At 64.3% G+C, this 23,034-nt stretch carries 17 protein-coding genes; 7 read left to right on the forward strand and 10 right to left on the reverse strand.

The window, feature by feature from the left end:
- Nucleotides 1–127: 127 nt before the first annotated feature.
- The 3 genes from BGO80_RS12315 to BGO80_RS12325 form a co-directional block, all read right to left on the reverse strand.
- A complete protein-coding gene (locus BGO80_RS12315; RefSeq protein WP_286721707.1) occupies nt 128–1,633 on the reverse strand; it encodes a tripartite tricarboxylate transporter permease in 1,506 nt (501 codons plus the stop codon).
- A gap of 9 nt (nt 1,634–1,642) precedes the next feature.
- Nucleotides 1,643–2,104, reverse strand: a complete 462-nt coding sequence (locus BGO80_RS12320) for a tripartite tricarboxylate transporter TctB family protein (RefSeq protein ID WP_286721708.1) — start codon at nt 2,102–2,104, stop codon at nt 1,643–1,645.
- Between the two features lie 81 nt (nt 2,105–2,185).
- Entirely contained in the window at nt 2,186–3,154 is a 969-nt protein-coding gene (locus BGO80_RS12325; RefSeq protein ID WP_126149451.1) for a tripartite tricarboxylate transporter substrate-binding protein, read from the reverse strand.
- A 150-nt stretch (nt 3,155–3,304) separates the two neighbouring features.
- Between BGO80_RS12325 and BGO80_RS12330 the strand changes: the two genes are divergently transcribed.
- From BGO80_RS12330 to cls, 3 genes are all read left to right on the forward strand, one after another.
- Nucleotides 3,305–5,179, forward strand: a complete 1,875-nt coding sequence (locus tag BGO80_RS12330) for a sensor histidine kinase (RefSeq protein ID WP_286721709.1) — start codon at nt 3,305–3,307, stop codon at nt 5,177–5,179.
- On the forward strand, nt 5,172–6,524 hold the full coding sequence (locus BGO80_RS12335) for a sigma-54-dependent transcriptional regulator (RefSeq protein WP_286721710.1): 1,353 nt from the start codon (nt 5,172–5,174) through the stop codon (nt 6,522–6,524). The genes BGO80_RS12330 and BGO80_RS12335 overlap by 8 nt, the downstream gene beginning before the upstream one ends.
- 147 nt (nt 6,525–6,671) lie before the next feature.
- Nucleotides 6,672–8,111 (forward strand): cardiolipin synthase, encoded by a 1,440-nt coding sequence (cls, locus tag BGO80_RS12340; RefSeq protein ID WP_286721711.1) that lies wholly within the window; start codon nt 6,672–6,674, stop codon nt 8,109–8,111.
- 10 nt (nt 8,112–8,121) lie between these two features.
- On the opposite strand, the gene BGO80_RS12345 is transcribed toward cls, so the two are convergent.
- From BGO80_RS12345 to BGO80_RS12365, 5 genes are all read right to left on the reverse strand, one after another.
- Nucleotides 8,122–9,207, reverse strand: a complete 1,086-nt coding sequence (locus BGO80_RS12345; RefSeq protein ID WP_286721712.1) for an ABC transporter ATP-binding protein — start codon at nt 9,205–9,207, stop codon at nt 8,122–8,124.
- A gap of 27 nt (nt 9,208–9,234) precedes the next feature.
- Nucleotides 9,235–10,062, reverse strand: a complete 828-nt coding sequence (locus tag BGO80_RS12350) for a carbohydrate ABC transporter permease (RefSeq protein ID WP_286721713.1) — start codon at nt 10,060–10,062, stop codon at nt 9,235–9,237.
- Complete coding sequence (locus tag BGO80_RS12355; RefSeq protein ID WP_286721714.1) at nt 10,059–10,955, reverse strand: carbohydrate ABC transporter permease; 897 nt, start codon at nt 10,953–10,955, stop codon at nt 10,059–10,061. Before BGO80_RS12355 ends, BGO80_RS12350 begins: the two co-directional genes overlap by 4 nt.
- A 204-nt stretch (nt 10,956–11,159) precedes the next feature.
- Nucleotides 11,160–12,458: an ABC transporter substrate-binding protein gene (locus BGO80_RS12360; RefSeq protein ID WP_286721715.1), complete on the reverse strand. Its 1,299-nt coding sequence runs from the start codon at nt 12,456–12,458 to the stop codon at nt 11,160–11,162.
- Nucleotides 12,459–12,516: 58 nt separating this feature from the next.
- Nucleotides 12,517–14,832 carry an alpha-L-rhamnosidase gene (locus BGO80_RS12365; RefSeq protein ID WP_286723020.1) on the reverse strand — a complete coding sequence of 772 codons (2,316 nt, stop codon included), beginning with the start codon at nt 14,830–14,832 and terminating at the stop codon, nt 12,517–12,519.
- 247 nt (nt 14,833–15,079) lie between these two features.
- Between BGO80_RS12365 and BGO80_RS12370 the strand changes: the two genes are divergently transcribed.
- Together BGO80_RS12370 and BGO80_RS12375 are read left to right on the forward strand one after the other, a co-directional pair.
- Nucleotides 15,080–16,105, forward strand: coding sequence for a LacI family DNA-binding transcriptional regulator (locus BGO80_RS12370; RefSeq protein WP_286721716.1), 1,026 nt, complete (start codon nt 15,080–15,082; stop codon nt 16,103–16,105).
- Nucleotides 16,106–16,204: 99 nt separating this feature from the next.
- Nucleotides 16,205–17,653 (forward strand): aldehyde dehydrogenase, encoded by a 1,449-nt coding sequence (locus BGO80_RS12375; RefSeq protein ID WP_286721717.1) that lies wholly within the window; start codon nt 16,205–16,207, stop codon nt 17,651–17,653.
- 153 nt (nt 17,654–17,806) lie between these two features.
- Here the strand turns inward: BGO80_RS12375 and cydB are convergent, their stop codons facing one another.
- Nucleotides 17,807–18,811, reverse strand: coding sequence for a cytochrome d ubiquinol oxidase subunit II (gene cydB, locus BGO80_RS12380; RefSeq protein WP_286721718.1), 1,005 nt, complete (start codon nt 18,809–18,811; stop codon nt 17,807–17,809).
- On the reverse strand, nt 18,801–20,225 hold the full coding sequence (locus BGO80_RS12385) for a cytochrome ubiquinol oxidase subunit I (RefSeq protein ID WP_286721719.1): 1,425 nt from the start codon (nt 20,223–20,225) through the stop codon (nt 18,801–18,803). The genes cydB and BGO80_RS12385 overlap by 11 nt, the downstream gene beginning before the upstream one ends.
- A gap of 514 nt (nt 20,226–20,739) precedes the next feature.
- Here BGO80_RS12385 and BGO80_RS12390 point away from each other — a divergent pair.
- Complete coding sequence (locus tag BGO80_RS12390; RefSeq protein WP_286721720.1) at nt 20,740–21,501, forward strand: (2Fe-2S) ferredoxin domain-containing protein; 762 nt, start codon at nt 20,740–20,742, stop codon at nt 21,499–21,501.
- Complete coding sequence (locus tag BGO80_RS12395; RefSeq protein WP_286721721.1) at nt 21,498–23,033, forward strand: ABC transporter substrate-binding protein; 1,536 nt, start codon at nt 21,498–21,500, stop codon at nt 23,031–23,033. The genes BGO80_RS12390 and BGO80_RS12395 overlap by 4 nt, the downstream gene beginning before the upstream one ends.
- Nucleotide 23,034 lies beyond the last annotated feature (1 nt).

The following is a 23,034-nucleotide window of genomic DNA, read 5'->3' on the forward strand; positions in this document are numbered from 1 at the left end:
GTCCGCCTCTTGCTCGGCGGATCGTAGAAGCGGGCGGCAGTGTCCGCAAGCCGCCTATGGACCGGTCATTGGCCGGGTCATGCCTGCGCCCGACGGACAAAGCCGGGCAGGGCGCAGGCGGGGAGGATCAATCCTCTTCGACGAACACTTCCTTGCGCTTCCTGCGGATGGAGGGCAGGACCGCGATGATGACGGCAAGCAGGGCCAGGCCCAGCAGCGTGGCCGAGATCGGGCGCTCGAGGAACACCATCGGGTCGCCGCGCGAGATGATCATGGCGCGGCGCAGATGCTCTTCCAGCAGCGGCCCCAGCACGAAGCCGAGCAGCAGCGGTGCCGGTTCGCAGCCGAAGCGGATCAGCACATAGCCCAGGATGCCGAAAAAGCCGATGGCGTAGATATCGAAGATGTTCTGGTTGATCGAGTAGCAGCCGATGCAGGCGAACAGCACGATGGCCGGGAACAGCGCGCGATAGGGGATGGAAAGCAGTTTCACCCACAGCCCGATCAGCGGCAGGTTGAGCAGGACCAGCAGCATATTGCCGATCCACATCGAGGCGATGATGCCCCAGAACAGCGCCGGCTGGTCGTTGATGACATTGGGGCCGGGGGTAATGCCCTGGAGAATGAACGCGCCCACCATCAGCGCCATCACCGGATGGGCGGGAATGCCCAGGGTCATCAGCGGGATGAAGCTGGTTTGCGCGGCGGCATTATTGGCCGATTCCGGTCCCGCCACCCCTTCGATGGCGCCATGGCCGAATTCCTCGGGATGCTTGGACAGGCGCTTTTCAGCCGAGTAGGAGGCAAAGGACGCCAGGATATGCCCGCCACCCGGCAGGATGCCGAGAATGGAGCCGAGCGCAGTGCCGCGCACCACCGGGCCGGCGGAGCGGCGGAAATCCTCCTTGGTCAGCCACAGATTCTTGACCGCCTTGACCATGACCTCGCGCCCCTTTTCGAGCTCGAGATTGCGCAGGATTTCGGCGACGCCGAAAATGCCGACGGCCACCGAGACGAAGTTGAGGCCCGAATAGAGCTCGCGCTGGCCGAAGGTGAAGCGTGGCTGGCCGGTATAGATGTCCTGCCCCACCATGCCGAGCAGGAGGCCCAGAACGATCATGGCCAGGGCCTTGAGGATCGAGCCATGGGCCAGGGCGATGGAGACGAGCAGGCCCAGAACGATCAAAGCGAAATATTCCGGGGCGCCGAAATTGAGCGCGGCGCGGGCCAGGGGCGGAGCGAAGAAGGCCAGGAGCAGCGTGCCGACGGTGCCGGCGAAGAAGGAGCCGAGTGCGGCGGTGGCCAAAGCCGGTCCGGCCCGGCCCTTCTTGGCCATCTGATAGCCGTCGATGGCGGTCACCGCCGAAGAGCTTTCGCCCGGCAGGTTGATGAGGATTGCCGTGGTCGAGCCGCCATATTGGGCGCCGTAATAGATGCCGGCGAGCATGATCAGCGCCGTGGCGGGCGACAGCGAGAAGGTGATCGGCAGGAGCATGGCAATGGTGGCGGTGGGCCCGATCCCGGGCAGCACGCCGACCAGAGTGCCCAGAAGCACGCCGACAAAGCAGTAGAAGATGTTGATGGGGTCCAGGGCGACGGAAAAGCCCAGGCCCAGTGAAGCAATGATATCCATGGGCCGCTCCTATTGACCGAGCCAGGGGCCGAACAAAGCCACCGGAAAACCGAGGCCGACCACGAAGATGAGGGTGCACATGACGGTGAGGCCCACCGCCAGGATGGCGGCGAACAGAGGCGAATTCTGCCGGCTGGCCATGGCGGCGCCGAAGGCCGAGACGAAGACCACGGGGATGAAGCCAAGCCCGCGAATGGTAAGGGCGAAGAAGATGATGGTGCCCAGGATCAACGCGATGGCGCGCCAGGAGGGCGGATCGCGCTCCTCGGTATCGGGCTTGCCCAGGCCGCTGATGGCAACGGCCACCCCGAGGGCACACAGGACGCCGCCAAGCAGCAATGGCATGAAGCCGGGGCCCATGCGGAACGCGGTGCCGATCTCGTAGCTCAGCGATTCCAGCGTGAAATAGGCACCAAAGGCCACGAACAATCCGCCCGAGACCAATTCCTTGGTCGAAGCATTAACGGCCATGCGCCGTCCTCCCCATGATGTTTGGCATGTGCCGGACCATGCGGCCGCCCGCCAATGGGGGCAGGCGGCCGCTGTCAGGACTTAGTCGGCATAGACGCCGGCGGCTTCGATCACCGCGCGCCAGAGTTCGATCTGGCTGGTGAGGGTCTGCGTCAGGGCCTCGGGCGTGGCTTCGGCAGCGGTGACCGGATAGGTGCCCAACTCGGCAAAGCGGGTGGTCACCGATTCATTGGTGAGCGCCTTTTGCAGCGATGCCTCCAGCCGCGCGATGATGGCCGGGTCTGTGCCCGCGGGGGCGTAAAGGCCATGCCAGACACCGATTTCGAGGCTCAGCCCGCCTTCCCTGGTGGTGGGCAGCTCCGGCAGGGTCGGCAGGCGGGTCGAAGAGGTGACGCCATAGGCCTTGACCTCGCCGGCCAGGATCTGGCTGGTCGTATTGGTGGTCTGGTCGCAGATCAGGTCGACCTGCCCGCCGATGATATCGGTCATGGCCGGGCCAGAGCCCTGATAGGGCACGGTGGTCATCGGGGTGTCGACCGCTTCCATGAACAGCATGCCGCATAGCTGGCTGGCCGAGCCGATACCGGCATGGGCATAGGTGATGTTCTCGCCATTGGCTTTCACATAGTCGAGCAGCTCGGCCATGGTATTGGGCTCGAAATCCTTGCGCGCCACCAGCGTCATCGGCACCGAGGTGATCAGCCCGATGGTGGAGAAATCGGTCAGCGGATCATAGGGCAGGCTGCGATAGAGCGTCGGCGCGGTCGACATGCCGATGTGATGCAGCAAAAGCGTGTAGCCGTCATTGGGCGCGGTGGCGACCTGGCCGGCACCGAGCGTGCCGCCGGCACCACCGACATTCTGCACCACCACCTGCTGGCCCAGATCCTGGCTCATCGCCTCGGCGACGAGACGCGCCACCGTGTCGGTGGGGCCGCCGGCCGAGAAGGGCACGACCACGGTGATCGGCTTGGTGGGATAATCCTGCGCCAGGGCGGTGCCCGACAGGGCCATGGTCACCAGCATGCCGGCGGCAAAAATCGACTTCATTGCTTTCCTCCCGAAAACATTCGCTCCGGCTCCTCCGCCGGCTCGCTGTCCATCTTGCAAAGCCCGTGCCAAGTGCGAGTTGCAAGGCTGGCCTGCGTTTTTTGCAAATCACTCTGGCAAGTTTGGCGGAAAATTGCCAGGATATGCGCGATGGATTGGCAATATCTTGCCGGAGGCGCCTTGGGCATTCGCGAAAGGCTGAAGCAGCGCAGCGTGATCCTGTTCGCCCTGGCGCTGGTGGCGGTGCTCGGTACCGGCTGGGCCGTGTTCGAGTTGACGCTGTCGGCGGGCCTGCGCACCGCGGGGCAGCAGGCCGACCGGCGCCTGGCGCTGTTCGACCGCACCCTCGAAGCCATCATCGAGCGCTTTCACTATCTGCCCTCCAGCATTGCGCTGGCCAGCGACACCCGCGCCGTGCTGCTCGATCCGGGCAATGCAGAGACCCGGGAGGCCGCCAATGCCTTTCTCTCCCGCCTCAACGACACGGCCGGGGCAGGGGAAATCTTCGTCATGGCCACCGACGGCCAGGTGGTCGCGGCCTCGAACTGGTGGGCCTATGACAGTTTTGTCGGCGAGAACCTGGCCTATCGGCCCTATTTCGAAGAGGCCATGTATGACGGGGATGCCAAATTCTATGCCGTGGGCACGGTCACCGGCGTGGCGGGCTATTTTCTGGCCCGGCGCATCGATGGCGAGAATGGGCCGCTCGGCGTCGCCGTGGCCAAGATCAATCTCGGCGAGATCGAAGCCAATTGGTGGCGCTCGGGCGAATTGATCGGCATTGTCGATCTCAACAATATCACCATTCTCTCCACCCGCCCCGACTGGCGCTATCGGCCGATCGCCCCGCTGCCGGCGGGCACTTTCGCGATGATCGCACCGCAATTGCGCTATGGGCCCAAGGGCGCACGCGAAACCCCGGTGGCCGTCGACATCTGGCCCTCGCGCGGCGTCGATTTCGCCTATATCGCCGACGAAAGCACCGATACGAGCGGCATATTCGTCGTCGATGAATTGCGCCTGCCCATGCACCAATGGCGCATCATCTCCTTCACCCCGGCCTGGCCGCTGTTTCGCGACGCCTGGATTGCCGCGCTCGCAGCCGCTCTGGCCATATCCGCCCTGTTCCTCATCGCCGCGCTCCTGCTGCAACGGCGCCGTATGCTGGCCCAGCGCCTCGCCGACCATGAACAACTCGAGCAGCGCGTGGCCGAGCGCACCGAGGATCTGCATGTGACCAATGAGGCCCTGCGCAGCGAAATCGCCGAGCGCATCCGCGCCGAAGCGGCAGAGCGGGCGGTGCAGGGGCATCTGGTGCAGGCGGCCAAGCTGGCCAGTCTCGGCCAGGCATTGGCGGGGGTGGCCCATGAAGTCAGCCAGCCGGTCGCCGCGCTCACCACTCATCTGGCCAGCGCCAAATTGCTGGCCGCCCGCCGGCAGGATGCCGATATCACCCAGGTCCTGGGCCATATCGACCGCATCGTCGACCGGCTGGCCGGGCTCACCGGACATCTCAAGACTTTTGCGCGCAAGCAGACCGCGGCGCCCATGCAGGCCGATGCCGGCGCGGTTATCGCCAATGCGCTCGATCTGGTGGATCACAAGCTGCGGGCGCTGGGGATCGAGGTGGAGTATCGCCGGCCCGTCCATCCGATCGGGGTTGCCGGCAATCCCGTCCATATCGAACAGGTGCTCATCAACCTCTTCACCAATGCCGCCGACGCCATGGTCGGCGAAAGCGTACGGGTGCTGTCCATTGCCGTGACCGATGCTGAGGGTGCGGCGCGCTTTTCGGTCAGCGACACCGGAACCGGCATTGCCCCCGACGCCCTGACCAGCATTTTCGACCCCTTCTATTCCACCAAGTCCGCCGGGGAGGGGCTGGGGCTGGGCCTTTCCATTTCTTATGGGCTGGTGCGGGACATGGGCGGGACCATCACCGTCACCAGCCCACCCGGCCATGGCGCCAGCTTCACCCTGACGCTTCCCCTCGCCCACGCCGCCGAAAGAGAACAGATTGACTGAACCCAGCGTGCTCATCGTCGACGACGAGGAAATGATCCGCACCGCGCTCGAGCAATGGCTGCGGCTGTCCGGTTATGCGACCCATGTCGCGCCCGACGCCGCCGCGGCGCTGGCGCGGCTCGACGCCATCAGGCCCCATGTCATCCTGAGCGATGTGCGCATGCCCGGCCTCTCCGGGCTCGACCTCCTGCGCCGGGTGCGCGAGCTCATGGTCCCCGCCGAAGTCATTCTCATCACCGGCCATGGCGACGTGCCCATGGCGGTGGAAGCCATGCGCCAGGGGGCCTTCGACTTCCTGCAAAAGCCCTATGTGCCCGACGAGTTGGTGGCCAGCATCAAGCGGGCAGCCGAACAGGCCAGCCTCAAGCGCGAAATCGCCGATCTGCGCCGGCAACTCGATGGCGGCGATGCCGAACTCGCCCTGCGCCTCGTCGGTAGTTCCGAGGCCGTGGAGCGGCTGCGCCACATGGTGCGCGAACTCGCCCAGATCCCCGCCGATGTCATCATTCTGGGGGAAACCGGCACCGGCAAGGAAGTGGTGGCGCGGTGCCTCCACGATTTCTCCCCGCGCGCCAAGGCGCCCTTCGTCGCCGTCAATTGCGCCGCCATTCCCGCCGAGCTCATCGAAAGCGAACTGTTCGGCCACGAGGCCGGCGCTTTTACCGGCGCGGGCGCGCAGCGGGTGGGCAAATTCGAATATGCCAATGGCGGCACATTGCTGCTCGACGAAATCGAGTCCATGCCGCTTCTAGCCCAGGCCAAGGTCTTGCGCGTCATTCAGGAGCGGGTGGTGGAGCGCGTCGGCTCCAACAAGCAGATCCCGCTCGATGTGCGTATCATTGCGGCCTCGAAGGTCGATCTGGCGGCCGAAAGCATGGCCGGCCGCTTCCGCGCCGATCTCTATTATCGGCTGAACCTGGCCACCCTGACCCTGCCGCCGCTGCGAGCCCGGGGCGATGATTGCGTGTTGTTGTTCCACCATTTCCTCGGCGCGGCGGCCAAGCGCTTCAATCGTCCGGCGCCGAGCCTGCACCCGGCCGACCTCGAGGCCATCAGGCGCCATGGCTGGCCCGGCAATGTGCGCGAACTCAAGGCCGCCGCCGAACGCTTCGCCATCGGGCTCGACGCTTCGGGCCGTTCCCTCGCCGCCATGATCGGCCCGGCCGACGCCTCAATGCCTGAAGCGACGGGGGGCCTCGCCGAACGCGTCGCCGCCTATGAACGACACCTGATCGAAACCGAACTGGCCCGCCACGGCGATTCCATCGCCGCCACCGCCGAGGCCCTGCAGGTGCCAAGACGCACGCTTAGCGAGAAAATGACCCGGCTGGGCGTGAGGCGCTGAGGGGGCGGTCTGGTTGGTGCTCTGCCCGATGCAACCTTCTGCCGGAACGGCGATTTTTCCCGGCGCCAGCCGATTGACGTGCGCCGCGCCGCGCGATCTGCTTGCGCGACAGAGCCAGCCTCCAAGCCGGCCATTCCGGAGATGTTCATGCCGCTTCACCTGATCGCCGTCGCCCTTTGGGCCGTGCTGCATGGCATCGCGGTCATCCGGGTGCTGCTCAATGGCGATATCACGCCCAGCGGCCGCATCGCCTGGCTGATGCTGATCATCATCGCGCCCTTTGTCGGGGTGGCGGCCTATTTCATGTTCGGCGAGCCGTGGATGGCGCGGCGCTTCCGCCGGGCCGCCGATCTCATCGAGCGCCAGCTGGCCAAGGCGGCTCTCACCGAGGACGAAACGGCGGGTCGCAAATCGGTGCCCGAACGGTTTCGCCCCGCCTTCGCCGCCTGCGAGCATCTGAGCGGCTGCGCCACGGCCAGCGGCAACAGCGCCCGGCTGACCATGGATTCCAATGCGGCGATCGACGATATGGTGGCCGATTTCGATGCCGCCCGGGACACCATCCATATCAGCTTCTATATCTGGCTGACCGACACCAATGGGCTCAAGGTGGTGGAAGCGCTCAAGCGCGCGGCGGCGCGCGGCGTCATCTGCCGGGTCGGGGTCGATGCGCTGGGATCGCGCGCTCTGATCGCATCGGACTACTGGCGGGCCATGAAGGATGCAGGCATTCGCCTCTGCATCTCGCTCAAGCCGTCGCTGCCCCTGCTGGTCGGTTCGGCCAATCGGCCCGACCTGCGCAATCACCGCAAGATCGTGGTGGTCGACAATGCCATCACCTATTGCGGCAGCCAGAATTGCGCCGATCCCGAATTCCGCATCAAGCCCAAATTCGCGCCCTGGGTCGATATCCTCATTCGCTATGAGGGGCCGGTGGTGCGCCAGAACCAGCGCGTCTTCGCCAGCACCTGGCTGATCGAATATGGCGAGGATCTTTCCGAACTGCTCGACGACGCGCCGGAAGCGGCTGACGCCCAGGGCTTTCCCGCCATCGCCTTCGGCACCGGGCCGCTGTCGCCGCGCGGGGCCATGTCGGATGTGTTCGTCGCCGTGCTGGGCAGCGCGTTGCACGAGGCGGTGATCTCCACCCCCTATTTCGTGCCCGATCCCTCGCTGCTGGCCTCCATCCTGTCCTGCGCCAGGCGGGGCGTCAAAACCACGCTGATCCTGCCGGCGCGCAACGATTCACGCGCCATCGCCTCGATCAGCAGCGCCTATTTCGAGCAATTGCTGGCCGCAGGGGTGGAACTCCACCTGTTCCAGGGCGGCCTGCTGCATGCCAAGACCCTCGTGGTCGACAAGAGCCTGGCGCTGGTCGGCTCGGCCAATATGGATTTCCGCAGCCTCTATCTCAATTTCGAGAACAATATCCTGCTCTATGCGCCCGACATGGCAGCCCAAGTGCGGGCGCGGCAGGATAGCTATCTGGCGCGCTCCATCCGGGTGTCGCGCGCGGAAGTGGAGGCGCGGCCGGCCATCCGCGTCGCCTATGACAATCTGCTCACCACCATCGGGCCGGTGTTCTGAGCTCTTTGGATCAGCCACGCGCGGCCAGAGCGTTTCCGGCCTGGTCGAACAGCAGGGCGCGGGTGGGATCGACATCGAGCGCCAGACTTTCCCCGCGCGTCAGCGCCTGGTCGCCATCGAGAACCGCCAGCCAGGTCGCGCCCGAGGGCAGTTCCAGGTTGACAATGGTTTCATTGCCCAGCCGCTCGACCATGATGACGCGCCCGACAATGGCGCCGGACGGCGCGACCACCAGATCATGCGGGCGCACGCCCAGGGTCAGGGCCTCGCCCGGCCGCGCATTGGCCGCCCCGATCTTGACCGGTACGCTCACCACGTCCTTGCCGCTGACCGTGATCGTCTCGCCTTCGATCTTGTCGACTGCGACCGGCACGAAATTCATCCGCGGCGAACCGATGAACCCGGCCACGAACAGATTGGCGGGGCGCTGGTAGAGTTCGATGGGCGCCCCCACCTGCTGCACCACGCCGCCATCGAGCACCACGATCTTGTCTGCCAGCGTCATGGCCTCGACCTGGTCGTGCGTCACATAGATCATGGTGGCGCCGAGCTCGGCATGCAGCTTGGCGATCTCCATGCGCATGTCGACGCGCAGCGCCGCATCCAGATTGCTCAGCGGTTCGTCGAAAAGGAAGACTTCGGGCTGGCGCACGATGGCGCGGCCGATGGCGACCCGCTGGCGCTGACCACCGGAGAGCTGGCTCGGCTTGCGATCGAGCAGATGTTCCATCTGCAGGATGCGGGCCGCCTCGCGAATCTTGGCGTCGCGCACATCCTTGGGTGTCTTGGCCAGCATCAGCCCGAAGCCGACATTGTCGTAGACGCTCATATGCGGATAGAGCGCGTAGGACTGGAACACCATGGCGATGCCGCGATCGCGCGGCTCCATGGCATTGACCACCCGCCCGCCAATGGAGAGTTCGCCCCCGGTAATGTCCTCCAGCCCCGCAATCATGCGCAGCAGGGTGGATTTCCCGCAGCCCGAGGGGCCGACGAAAACGACGAATTCGCCATGTTCGATCTCGAGGTCGATGCCCTTGATCACATCGACCGCGCCATAGGATTTCTGAAGGTTCTTGAGTTCGAGCCCGGCCATGGGAGCCTCCTTGGATAGCGCGTGCGATCAGCCTTTGACGGCGCCTGCAGTCATGCCGGCCACGATCTGCCGGTTGAAGAACAGGAAGACGAGCAGCGGCGGAATGGTGATCAGCAGGATGTTGGTGAACAGCAGATTATAGGCGGTGTTGTACTGGCTCTGGAAATTGTAGAGCGTCAGCTGCACCGTGGCATTGGCATTGCCCGGCAGATAATAGAGCGGGTTGGTGAAGTCGTTGAAGATGGCGACCGACTGCACCACGATATTGGTGACGGTCACCGGCCAGAGCAAAGGCAGGATGACGCGGAAGAACACGTCGAGCGGGCGCGCACCATCGATGATCGCCGCCTCGTCCAGTTCGCGCGGAATGGTGGAGATGAAGGCGCGGTAGAGAATGATCGAAAAGGACAGGCCATAGGCCACTTCGATCAGGATCAGCCCGTGCAGCTTGCCGAAAAGGCCAATGCCCTGCAGCAGCCAGATGGTGGGGACCACCGCCGGCGGCATCATCAGGCCAGCCAGGATCAGGAAGTTGATCAGCCCGTTCCACTTGGTCTTGCGGCGTTGCAGCACGAAGCCGACCATGGCCGCAAAGATCACCAGCAGCGTTACGCTCACCACTGTGAGGATGGTGGAATTGACGAAGGCCGTCACCAGCATCCAGTTTCGCGTGGTGATCACCTCGACGATATTGTCCCAGAGGTGAAAGCCCGTCGGCCAGGCGAAGTCCAGCAGCGCCGCCTCCTGCTTGTCCTTGACGGCGGTGAGGATGATGAAGACGAAGGGCACGAGAAAGACCACTGCCGACACCACGACAGCGACGGCGTTGAGCCAGTATTTGCGCAGGAAACTCACTGGTGGCCCTCCCGGCGGTTGAGGAACATGGTCAGCGGAATGACCAATAGGGCGATGAGGATGAACAGCACCACATTGCCGGCAGTCGACAGGCCGTAGAAGCCGGCCTGGTACTGCTTGTAGATGACCGAGGCGATGGTATCGGAAGCAAAGCCGGGCCCGCCGCGCGTCATGGCCCAGATCAGATCGAAGGTGCGCAGCCCGCCGATGAAGGACAGCGTGACCACCGTCGCCGTGGCCGGGCGGCAGAGCGGCAGGGTGACGTAGCGGAAGCTCTGCCAGGGGGTCGAGCCATCGATACGCGCCGCCTCGTAATAGTCCTTGGGGATGGAGACGATGCCGGCGATGTAGATGACGGTCGCCAGGCCCACGCCCTTCCACACATCCACCAATGCCACCGACAAGAGTGCCAGGTTCGGATCGGTGAGCCAGCCCGGCCCCTTGATGCCGATAAGCGCAAGGCCCTCGTTGATCATGCCCTGGGTCGGATGCATGAGCACGGTGAAGGTGATGCCGACCCCGACCGTCGAGACCAGTACGGGAAAGAACACCACCGAGCGCAGCCAGTCGCGCCAGACGCGCGGCGAGGTCAGCAGGATGGCCAGCGCCAGCCCCAGCACCACCTTGAGGCCCGACGTGGTCACCGCAAAGATGACGGTGTTCACGAGGCCCTTGATCAGGAACGGTTCGCGGAAGAACTGGGCAAAATTGTCGAGCCCGATAAAGGTCGAGCTGAAGAGGTTCCAGCGGGTGAGGCTGAACCAGGCGGAACTGAATGTGGGAAAGAGGAACAGGACCGAATAGATCACCGCCGCCGGGGTGATGAACCACATCGGATAGGTCGAGCGGCGCTTGGGCAGGGGTGGGCCGCTGGCCTGGGACAATGTCGTCATCGGTGTGCTTCCTCTAACCATATCCACTGTCGGGATTTCAGGTCGATCGCCACGCTTCCCCTTGCGGGGAGGAATTGGGGGAGAGTGGAGGGGGCAGTGCGATACCACCCCCTCCATACCTTGCCTCAGGACCCTTGGGGGTCAAGCTCCGATACCCTCCCCGCAAGGGGAGGGTGGGAGGGAGCCAAATGGCCGGCTAACGGCTTACCAGCCGGGAAGGCCGAGCTGCTGAGCCTGCTTGCGCACATCTTCGTCATAGAGCGCAGCGCCGTCAGCGGCCGGGCGGATGCCCGAGCCCACTTCGACGGTGATCTGCTCGAGCGCCGGACCCTTGATCGGCGACAGGAATTCCAGCGCCGGGCCGTTCTGTCCACCTTCGGCGAAGTAGGGCAGCATGTCGGAGACGGCAGGCGGAATGTCAGCCGGCAGGGTGCAGCCATTGACGAGATAGGGACCGCTGGCGCCACCGGCGCGCGTCTGGGCCTCGCAGCCCTCGACGCTGGCCACGAAGGCGACGAACTTCTTGGCCGCATCCAGGTTGGCGGTTGTCTGGGGAATATAAATGCCATCGGGCATCCACACGGTCAGACCATTCAGGCTGGCGTCGTCACCAGGCTGGGCGAAGAAGCCGACATCGGCCAGCTTGTCGGGAACGGTCTGCGCGATCGCCGTGGTGGCGAAAGTCAGCATCGGGTAGTGAGCGCCGTCGCCATTGGCGACCATGCGGATGCCGTCGTCATATTTGGCGGCGCCGAAATCTTCGTTGAAGAAGCCCGCATCATGGGCGGCCTGCAGCTTTTCAAAGCCGCGCAGCGCATTGGGATCGGTGGCGAACTTGGCCTCACCCGCCGTATAGCGATTGGCGAAGGACTGGTCTTTGGCCGCGACGTTGTAATAGTCGGCGAGCACGAAGAGCTGGCTGGTCCAGGTATCGCCATAGGTCTGGATGACCGGCACCTTGCCGGCAGCCTTGATCTTTTCGTTATTGGCCATGAACTCGTCCCAGGTCTTGGGCACGGAAAGGCCGAGCTCTTCATAGATCTTCTTGTTGTAGTAGATGCCGCCGCCCATGGCCGCGCCCATCGGTGCGCCGCGGATCGTGCCATCGGGCGCCGTCACCACCTGCTTGAAGGACGGCTGGATATCGGCTTCCCACGGCTCGTTGCTGAGATCGACGAGGAACTGGGCCGGGTTGATGGCCTGGAACAGCGAGCCCGAATTGTAGCGGAAGATGTCGGCCATGGAGCCGGTGGCCAGGCGCGTCTTGACCAGGTTGTCGCCTTCCGAGCCGCCGGGGCGGGTTTCGATCTCGATCTTGATATCGGGGTTCTTGGCTTCGAATGCCTTGACCAGTTCTTCGGCCACGGCCACGCCATCGGCGCCGCTGGGAATGAGATAGCTCAGGGTCACGCTCTGCGCATAGGCGGCGCCCGACAGCGCGGTCAGCGCCATGAGGCCCGCGGCAAGCCCACCCAGCAGGGCTCTGCGATTGGTCTTGGTCATAGATAGTCCTCCCTTATTGGTCCGCCATCCGGACCGTGGTTGTCGCGTCGCCGTTTGATCAGGGCGTGCGCGCGTTGATGTTCGGCCCCGTGGACTTGGTGCGTCGCTGGGGCGAATAACTGAATTCGAGACTATGCCGGCCGGGCGCCAGTCCGGTGACGGTGCCGCTGGCGGCCTGGCCGTCGAGACTGGCATTGCGATAGGCCTCGGCAATGACGAGGCGGCCGGTGCTGCCCTGAGGCACGGTGAACTGGTAGTGGACGGCGTCTCCGTCGACGCTCCATTGCGCTTCGATCCGGCCCTTGGGGCTGTCATGATGCGCCGTCACCGGCGACAGTTCGGGCACGATGACCGGCTCGAACACCACCGTGGCAAATCCCGGGTCATTGGCATCGGGACGGAACCCGGCAATCGCTTCCAGCAGCCACTGGCACACCGCGCCATAGGCATAGTGGTTGTAGGAATTCATCTGCGGATTGTAGATCGTGCCATCGGGCTGGATGGCATCCCAGCGCTCCCAGATGGTGGTGGCGCCCATCTTGACCTGGTAGAGCCAGCCCGGCACCTCTTCCTGAAGAAACACGTCAGCGGCTAGGCTCGGATCGCCGATCTTGACCAGCGCCGGCAACAGGGCCGGCGTGCCGATGAAGCCGGTGCCGATCCGCCCGTCGGTGCGGGCGATGGCGTTGCGGAAATAGTCCTTGGCGGCGTCGCGCTTGTCCTCGGGAATGAGGTCGTTGACGAAAGCCAGGGCGTAGGAGGTCTGGTCGTCATAGGCGAGGCGGCCGGAGGCGGTGATGAATTCCCGCGCAAAGGCGGCCTTGACCTCGGCAGCCATGGCGGCAAGCCGTGTTTGCGTGGCCGTGTCGCCGATAATGCCGGCAATCTCGGCGACCCGACTGGCCGCCATATAGAGATAGATCGTGGCCGAAGCGTCGTCGCCGATCGTGGGCAGGGGCTTGGCGCTCGGCCCTCCCGGCTGCAGCCAATCGCCAAAGGAGAACCCGCGGGCCCCCCAGCTGCGCGGCGGTTTCACGACCGGGCCATTGCTGATCGACCAGACGAAATCGACCCATTTGGTCATCGCCGGCAGCGTTTCCTGCAACAGGGCGGTGTCGCCATAATGCAGATAGACCTGCCAGGGCACCACCCAGATGGCATCACCCCAGCCGGTGGAGCCATAAAAGCCAGGATAGTCCTGCGGCTTGAGACGGGTCGGATCGGGACAGACATGGGGCACGGCCCCGTCTTCGCGCTGGTCCACCATCAGGTCGCGCAGCCATTTGCGGAAAAAGTCCTGCACATCGGCCAGATAGCAGGCGGTGCCGGCAAAGACCTGCGCATCGCCCGTCCAGCCCAGCCGCTCATCGCGCTGCGGGCAGTCCGTCGGCACGTCGATGAAGTTCGAGCGCTGGCTCCACAGCGTGTTGAGGAACAGCCGGTTCACCAGCGGATTGGCTGAGGTAAAGCCTGCCTTGACCTCCGACACCGAAGAAATCGGCACCGAAACGATATCGAGCAGCTGCGCCTCACCCTCGATGGTGACGCGGACATAGCGATAGCCCTGGAAGGTGAAATAGGGGCGATAATGTTCCTGCCCGCCACCGGCCAGGATATAGTCCAGCCGAGCGGCCGCGGTGCGGTAATTGCCGTTGTAGAACTGGCCATCCTGGTCGAGCACTTCGCCATGCTCGACGCTGATCTTGGCGCCGGCCTGGCCTTGCACCGTGATGGCGACATTGCCACCGGCATTCTGGCCGAAATCATAGACGGTGCGACCCTCGGCATCGGTCCAGCTGCGCACCACCGGCAGCGGCTCGAGCTCGCGCGGCGGGGTGGTCTCGTGCGGCACCAGCCTCGCGCTGTCGAAGGCCAGCGCTTCGGTGCCGGCGCTCACCTGCGGGGTAATGCGGGCGTCAAAGACCTCGCCGAAATAGATGCCGGACTTGCGCACCGGCAACTCGCCGCTCTCCCAGCTGTCATCGGTGACCAGCACGGCATCGTCCATGCCCACGGCGCCACGCAGCTCGGCAATGGCCGCGATCTGGTCGCCCCAGGTGTTGAAGATCGGCTGCTGCCCCCACATCATCTGCGAGCGCAGCCAGCCATCGGCGAGCCAGATTTCGATGCGGTTTTCACCCGCCTTGAGCAGCTGCCCGACCGGATAGGACTGGTAGCTGAGCCGGGCATCGTAGGCGGTCCAGCCGGGCGTCAGCAGATCGTTGCCGACGCGCTGGCCGTTGATGAAGGCCCGGTAGAGACCCAGAGCGCTGATATGAAGGATTTCCGTGCCACGGACGCTGTTCAGGGTGAACGACTTGGCCACGAAACTGGCCGGCGTCCCCACGCCCTGATCCGCCTGCGGGCGGATCATCTGCGCGCTCCAGGCAATGGCGGCGGGGCCGCTGTTCTGGATGTGCGAAATCGTTGCGTCGTTCACGCCGTTCCTCCCGGATATCGCCGCCAGCGCGGTCTTGTAGAATGTTCTACGTGTATCGTTCTACGTTTTCTGCCTTTTGGCAATAGCGATTCTTGCGATAGGGTGTCGGCCGGCGCAATTGACCTGGTCCGGACAGCAAACCCGGCTTTGCAATCAGGGTCTTGCGGGGGGGAGAATTTTGGTGACGAGCACGGAAAAGGATAAGGGCAACCGGCGGGTGACCATCCGCGAAGTGGCTGAAGATGCAGGCGTTTCCGTCGCGGCGGTGTCCAAGGTGCTGCGCGATGCCTATGGCGTGTCCGACACGCTGCGCGCCAAAGTCCGCCAGTCCATGGATGCGCTTGGTTATCGGCCGCTGGCCGCCGCCCGGGGCATGCGCGGCCAGACCTACACCATTGGTCTCGTGTTGCCGGACATCCGCAATCCGTTTTTCTCCGACATTATGACCGGGGTGAACAATGCGCTGGAGCGTACGCAATATCGCGCTTTGATCGGCATCAGCCAGTCGTCGGCTACCGGCGAAATGGCCATTGTCGAGGCCATGATCGACCGACAGATGGATGGGATCATCCTGATCGGCGCCACCGAGGATCGCGCCAATCTCGACGCCATCGCCGCGCGCAAGCCCTTGGTGGCGGTGGGTCACCACGAGCCCGATATCACCACTTTCGACACGGTGAACAACAACGACCAGCAGGGCGGGCAGCTGGTGGTCCGGCAGATGGTGGCGGCAGGCTATAAGCGCATCGCCATGATCGGCCTCAAGAGCACGACCTCTACCATTCTGGCTGAGCGCGAGATCGGCTATCGCCGCGGCATGATCGAGGCGGGGCTGGGCAGCGCCATCAATATCGTCCAGGAATCCCAGACATTGCGGGACGTGCAGATCACCGCCCGCCGGATGCTGCAGGCACCCAACCGGCCCGATGCGATTTTCTGCTGGACCGATTTCATTGCTCTCGAAGTGATCAGCGTCGCCACCGAACTGGGATTGCGCATTCCCGAGGATGTGGGCATCGCCGGCTATGACAATACCGTTTACTGCGACTTCGCCCAGAACGGGCTTTCCAGCATCGACCAGTCCGGCGAACTGCTGGGGCTGCAGGCGACGCGGCTGCTGATCGAGCGGATACAGGGGCGCAGCCAGGCCGAGCATTTCGTGGTGCCGCCGCGCCTGGTCATCCGGCGCAGCACCAGTCCGGGCTGACGATTTCGCCACTGGTCGCGATATCGCCGCGAAACGCGGGCACAAACCATCCGACACATTCGGACATTAGGCACACCAAACAATTTCAGGGAGGTTGATATGAACGACATTCATTTGCTGATCGACAACGAGGATCGCCCCGCCAAGACTGGCGCCACCTATGACCGCATCGACCCGGTGACCGACGCGGTGGCGACCCGCGCCCCCGCTGCCAGCACCGAGGATGCCGTTGCCGCGGTCGAAGCCGCCGCCGCCGCCTTTCCGAAATGGAGCGCCACCGGTCCCAATGAACGGCGCAAGCTGCTGCTCAAGGCCGCCGATATCATGGATTCCAAGGCCGGCGAGTTCATGGCCCTGGTGACGGCGGAAACCGGCGCTACCGGCCCCTGGGGCGGGTTCAACACCATGTTCGCCGCCAATATCCTTCGCGAAGCCGCGGCCATGACCACCCAGATTGCGGGTGAAGTCATTCCCTCCGACAAGCCGGGCAATCTCTCCATGGGCATCCGCCAGCCCGCTGGCGTCTGTCTGGGCATCGCCCCCTGGAATGCCCCCATCATTCTGGGCACCCGCGCCATCGCCATGCCGCTGGCCTGCGGCAATACCGTGGTGCTCAAGGCCTCCGAACTGTGTCCGGCCACCCATCGCCTGATCGGTCAGGTGATGCGCGAAGCCGGCTTCCCCAAGGGCGTCGTCAATGTGATTTCCAACGCGCCAGAGGATGCCGCCAAGGTGGTCGAGACCCTGATCGCCCATCCTGCGGTCAAGCGCGTCAACTTCACCGGTTCCACCAAGGTCGGCAAGATCATCGCCAAGCTGGCGGCCGAACATCTCAAGCCGGTGCTGCTCGAACTGGGGGGCAAGGCGCCGCTGCTGGTGCTCGACGATGCCGATCTTGATGCAGCGGTCAACGCCGCCGCCTTCGGCTCCTATATGAATCAGGGTCAGATCTGCATGTCGACCGAGCGCATCATCGTCGATGAAAAGGTGGCCGACGCCTTTGTCGAAAAGCTCGCCGCCAAGGCCAAGGCGCTGCCAGCGGGCGATCCGCGCGGCCAGGTGGTGCTCGGCGCTCTCGTCACCCGCCAGGCCGCCGAGCGCGTCGAGGAAATGATATCGGATGCCGTGGCCAAGGGCGCGGTACTCGCCGCCGGCGGCAAGCGCGACGGCGCCATCATGGAAGCGACGCTGCTCGATCGGGTAACGCCGGAAATGCGCATCTATGCCGAAGAGTCCTTCGGGCCGGCCAAGAGCGTCATCCGCGTCAAGGGCGACGACGAGGCGGTCCGCGTTGCCAATGACACCGAATACGGCCTCTCCTCGGCGGTCTTTTCCAGCGATATTCGCCGCGCCATGGCCGTCGCCCGCCGCATCGAAAGTGGCATCTGCCATATCAATGGCCCGACCGTGCATGACGAGGCGCAAATGCCTTTTGGTGGCGTCAAAGCCTCAGGCTACGGCCGTTTCGGCGGTCGCGCCGCCGTGGCCGAATTCACCGATCTGCGCTGGATCACCGTCGAAGACCCCGACCAGCACTATCCGTTTTAATCACTCAGGCCGCGAAGACCCCGCCGGTCTTTGCGGCCTCGCTTCACCCCGCCAGGAACAGCTTGACCACGAGGCCTATGGCGGTGACGCAGAGCACGCCGGCGATCCACAGCCCGAAAAACCAGAGGTAGCGGTGCCGGGGGACGTCCGGCATCAGTGATAGCCCTCGTCGGGGTCGAGCTTGCCGCGGAAGACCCAATAGGCGTAGCCGGTATAGGCCAGGATCGTCGGCACCAGGATCACCGCGCCCACCAGCAGGAACATCAGCGACGAGTCCGGCGCCGCCGCTTCGGCGATGGTGAGGCTGCCCGGCACGATATAGGGGTAGAAGCTGATCCCCAGACCCACAAAGCTCAAGACGAACAGCCCCAGCGCCGCGAGGAACGGCTGCAGGTGCTTGTCATTGGTCAGGCCATGCCAGAGGAGGAACGCGCAGGCCGCAAGCAGGAGCGGGACAAAGGCGGAAAAGAATGCCGTCGGCCAGCCAAACCAGCGCTCGAAATAGACCGGGTTGATGAAGGGGCTCCAGAGCGAGACGGCGGCGATCAGCACCAGCATGGCAATGCCCAGGCCCTTGGCGAGCTTGCGCGCCTTGTCCTGCACCGCGCCCAGCGTCTTGAGATTGAGCCAGCAGGCGCCCAGAAGCGCATAGCCGACGACCACGGCAAAGCCGGTGAGGATCGAGAACGGCGACAGCCAATCCCACCAGCCCCCGGCATAGGCCCGATCCACTACGGTAATGCCCTGCACCAGTGCGCCCAGCGCAATACCCTGGGTGAAGCCGGCCAGAGTCGAGCCGATCCAGAAGCCATAGTCCCAATAATGCGAGGCGCGCTGCGTGCGCCAGCGGAACTCGAAGGCCACGCCCCGGAAGATCAGCCCCAACAGCATGATGATAATGGGCATGTAGAGCGCCGGCAGCACGGTGGCATAGGCCACCGGAAACACAGCCATGAGGCCGCCGCCGCCCAGCACCAGCCAGGTTTCGTTGCCGTCCCAGACCGGGGCGATCGAATTGGTCATCAGATCGCGCTCGTCCCGCGCCGGAAAGAACGGGAAGAGGATGCCGATGCCCAGATCGAAGCCGTCGAGCACGACATAGGCCAGGACGGCAAAGGCGATGATGCCGGCCCAGACGGTGGGAAGATCAATCGGCATGGCGCAATCCTTCCTTGATCGGGTCTTCCTGGGCCGGGCCGGGGGTGATGCCGGCGGCGCGATGCGGCGCCTTGTCCAGTTCGTGGTCCTCATCGAGGATGGGTGGACGGCGGAACAGGCGGAAGAGGTAGAAGACCCCGGCGCCGAAGACGAGGAAATAGACAACGACGAAGGCGACCAGCGATGCGCCCACTGCCGGCGCGTCCACCGGCGAAAGGCTGTCGGCGGTCCGCATCAGGCCATAGACCGTATAGGGCTGGCGTCCGACTTCGGTCGTGTACCAGCCTGCCAGCACCGCGACGAAGCCCGAGCCGCCCATCACCACCGCCGAGCGGTGCAGCCAGCGATTGGTGTAGAGCGTCTTGCGCCAGCGCGACCAGAGCGACCACATGCCGAGCCCGAGCATCAGAAAGCCAATGCCGACCATGATGCGGAAGGTGAAGAAGGGGATCAGCGCCGGGGGCCGGTCGGCGCGGTCCCATTCCTTGAGGCCCTTGACCTCGCCATCCAGCGAATGGGTGAGAATGAGCGAGCCGAGCTTGGGGATTTCCACTGCGTAATGGGTGGTTTCGGCCTCATCGTCCGGAATGCCGAACAGGATCAGCGGCGCGCCATCCGTGTGGGTTTCGTAATGGCCCTCCATCGCCGCGATCTTGGCGGGCTGGTATTCGAGCGTATTGAGCCCGTGCATGTCGCCCACGAAAATCTGGATCGGCGTGACGATCGCGGCCATCCACATGGCCATGGAGAACATGATGCGCGCCTGCCGGTTTTCGCGATCCTTCAACAGATGCCAGGCGCCGACCGCGCCGACGGCGAAGGCGGTGGTGAGGAAGGCGGCCAGAACGGTATGGGTCAACCGATAGGGGAAGGACGGGTTGAAGATGATCGCCCACCAGTCTTCGGGAATGAAGGCGCCATTCGCGTCTAGGCTGAAGCCGGCGGGTGTGTGCATCCAGGAATTGGCCGAGGTGATCCAGGTGGCCGAAATCAGCGTGCCAATGGCGACCATGGCGACAGCGACCATGTGCAGTCCGTCGCCGACGCGCTTGCGGCCGAACAGGGCAATGCCGAGGAATCCGGCCTCGAGGAAGAAGGCGGTGAGCACTTCATAGCCCATCAGCGGCCCGATGACGGCGCCGGCCTTTTCGGAAAACACCGACCAGTTGGTGCCGAACTGGTAGCTCATCACGATTCCGGACACCACGCCCATGCCGAAGGTCACCGCGAAGATGGTCTTCCAATATTCGAAGAGCTTGAGATAGGCCGGGTCCCGCTTCCACAGCCAAAGCGCATTGAGCACGGCCAGGAAACTGGCTGTGCCGATGGAAAAGGCCGGGAAGATGAAGTGGAAGGAGACCGTGAAGGCGAACTGGATGCGCGCCAGGATCTCTGCAGTCAGTCCGAAGGTCATCGATGCGGCCCTTGCGTTCTGGTTGGCCCCTATGGGCGAGTATGCCGGTTCTGCGTGTCTGCCCTTACGATCCTGCGCCACCCGAGGCGGTGCGCCGATAGGATTTGACCGCAAAGCCCGGCACTGCTCAAGTTCCCAAGCATAGCCACCCAATCACAAAGCGGCCATTCCACTGGCATGCGTGTAAAGGACGCGGTGGCCGCGTCCGACGCCGCACCGGGCCGCTGCACCCCGCTTGCTCTGCACGGAACGGGCAGGTGCCAGCCACTGCATCGGCCTCAAAATCGCTCAAAAACGCCGGAAAACCGGGGTTTTGCGGTCGGCGTCAAAAATTCTGCAGTTTTGTGCAGGTTTTTTGGTTCAAGCTGGTGAACCATTCCTATAATGGACCCGCGTCTTCAGAACAGCGGGCGGAGGAATGCCTCAATGCAGGGTAGCACGACGACCGTGCCGGTTCGCGACCGGGACATGATCTTTGTCGCCTTTTTCGTGGCTTTGCCGGGGGGCCGCGTCCATGCAACCTGATGCCTGCCTCTTCGTCATCTCGGCCTATAATCTCAGCCAGCGCCGCCTCACCGAGCTGCGCCAGGCGACCGAGGCCGAGGCGCCATGCCCCTCTTTACTCATCCGGCTCGAGGGCACCGGCGCCTCGCTGCCGGATGCGCTCGATACGCTCTATGGCGATGGCCACCGCAGCATTCTCATCCAGCCGCTGGGCATGCCCTTCACCGAGAGCCTCTTGGCCTGGCTGCCGGGCGCCACCGCCAGCTGGGTGCAGCAGCGCGGCCTCGACGATGTGTCGCTGCTGATCGGCCAGGACAGCAGCCTTGCGCCCTTGGTGATGACCGAGGCGGTGCAGCAGGCCTTCGCCAATATCGACAAGGCCAGGCCGGTGGCGGGGGTGAAACCCTCGCTCGGCAAGCCGGGCTGGCAGGACCCGCCCGATTTCACCCATCATCTGCTCGTCTGCACTGGTCCGCGCTGCCACTATCGCGACGCGGCCTCGCTGCTGCATGCGCTCAAGGAAGAGACCGCCCGGCAGGGCATTGCCAATGAGTGCCTGACCGCGCGCACCGGCTGCCTCTATCCCTGCAATCAGGGGCCCATGGTGGCGCTCTATCCGCGCGGCGAATGGTATCGCCTGCCCGATGCCGACAGCGTCCGCCGTTTCGTCGGCGATGTGCTGGCCGAGGGCCGCACGCTTCCCGACCTGCTCATCCACACGGCCAAGGCCGCGCGTCATCCTTCCCCGTCCCATGAGGATCAATCCGCATGATCAAATCGTCTCTCGCCGCCCTGTTGGCGCTCGCCCTCACCTCGACCGCCGTCCTGGCCCAGGATGGCCCGGCGCCGTTGCGCATCGTCACCTCCTTCGACATCGAGTCGATGAACCCGTCGGAAGACGGCTTCTGGATGCAGGAATTCGGCGTCGCCGAACTGCTGATGAAGTTCGAGCGCGATGGCACCAACCAGCCCTGGTTGCTCGAAAGCCTCGATGCCGTGGACGACACCACCTGGGTGGCTCGTATCCGTCCCGAAGTGACGTTCCAGAACGGCAAGCCGGTCAATGCCGATACGGTGCTGGCGGCCATCAATCGCGCGCTCGCCACCTCGGATTCGGCCAAGGGCAGTGTTCCGGAAGGGGCGGTGTTCGAAAAAACCGGCGATCACGAGATCACCATCCGCACCGCCGCGCCCTGGCCGGAACTGCCTGGCATTCTGTCCAATGAAAGCGTGTTCCTGATCTATGACGCCGAGGCCGTCGATGCGGTGGGCGAGGATTGGGCGGCACTGGTCGGCGCCGGCATCTATACCGGCCCCTATCAGGTCACCGCGCTCAATGGCGATCAGTTGCAGACCACCCGTTACGACGACTATTGGCGCGGCGAGCCTGCCTTGCCGGGTGTCACTGTCAGCTTTGTCAGCGATCCCAATGCCCGCATTCTGGCGGTGCAGAACAACGAGGCCGATATCGCCCTTTATCCGCCCATCGCCGCGCGCGCCGTGGTCGATGCCACGCCCGGCATCCACTTCAATTCCGGCACGCCCTCCACCGGCGGGTTTCTGGGCTTCATGAACATCAAGGAAGCCCCGTTCGACGATGTGCGCGTGCGTCAGGCGCTGCTCAAGGCGGTGGACTATGACGAGCTGGCCAATACCGTCTTTGGCGGGGCGCTCGAGCAGGCGCGCAGCCTCTACAATGCCAGCTTCCCCTGGGCCGTAGAGAATTACGAGACCGACCCGGCGGCAGCCGCAGCGCTGCTCGATGATGCCGGCTGGGTGCTGGATGGCGATCTGCGCAAGAAGGATGGCGAGCCGCTCACCATCAATCTCATCATCTATCCCCAGCAACCCGATCTGGTGCCGCTGAGCGGGGCGCTGCAGGCGCAATTGCGCAAGCTGGGCATCGTGGTCAATATCCAGTCGGTCGATGACGTCTATGCCGCCCTGGTCGGCGGCGCGCCGGGCTGGGATCTGGGTATTTCCAGCGAAGGCACGGTGAGCTGGGGTGTCACCTCGCCTTTCCTCAACCGCTACCTGACCACTGCCAGCAGCCGCAATTTTGTCGGCTACGACAATCCCGAAGTCCAGGAACTGGTCGCCGAGCTCAAGGTCACGGTGGATACCGCGCGCCGCGATGCCATCCTTGAGCGCATCCAGGCCATTCTCGTGGACGAGGACCCCTATGTCTTCGCCATGACCATCCATAAGGGCCGTATCGTCGTCAACGATCTCTATGCCGGCCAGCAGCCAAGCTTCGCGCTCTACCACGTCTCCTGGGAGACCAAGCCGAGCCCGGCGCAGTAAC

The sequence above is a fragment of the Devosia sp. 63-57 genome, from assembly GCF_001899045.1.
GTDB lineage: Bacteria > Pseudomonadota > Alphaproteobacteria > Rhizobiales > Devosiaceae > Devosia > Devosia equisanguinis.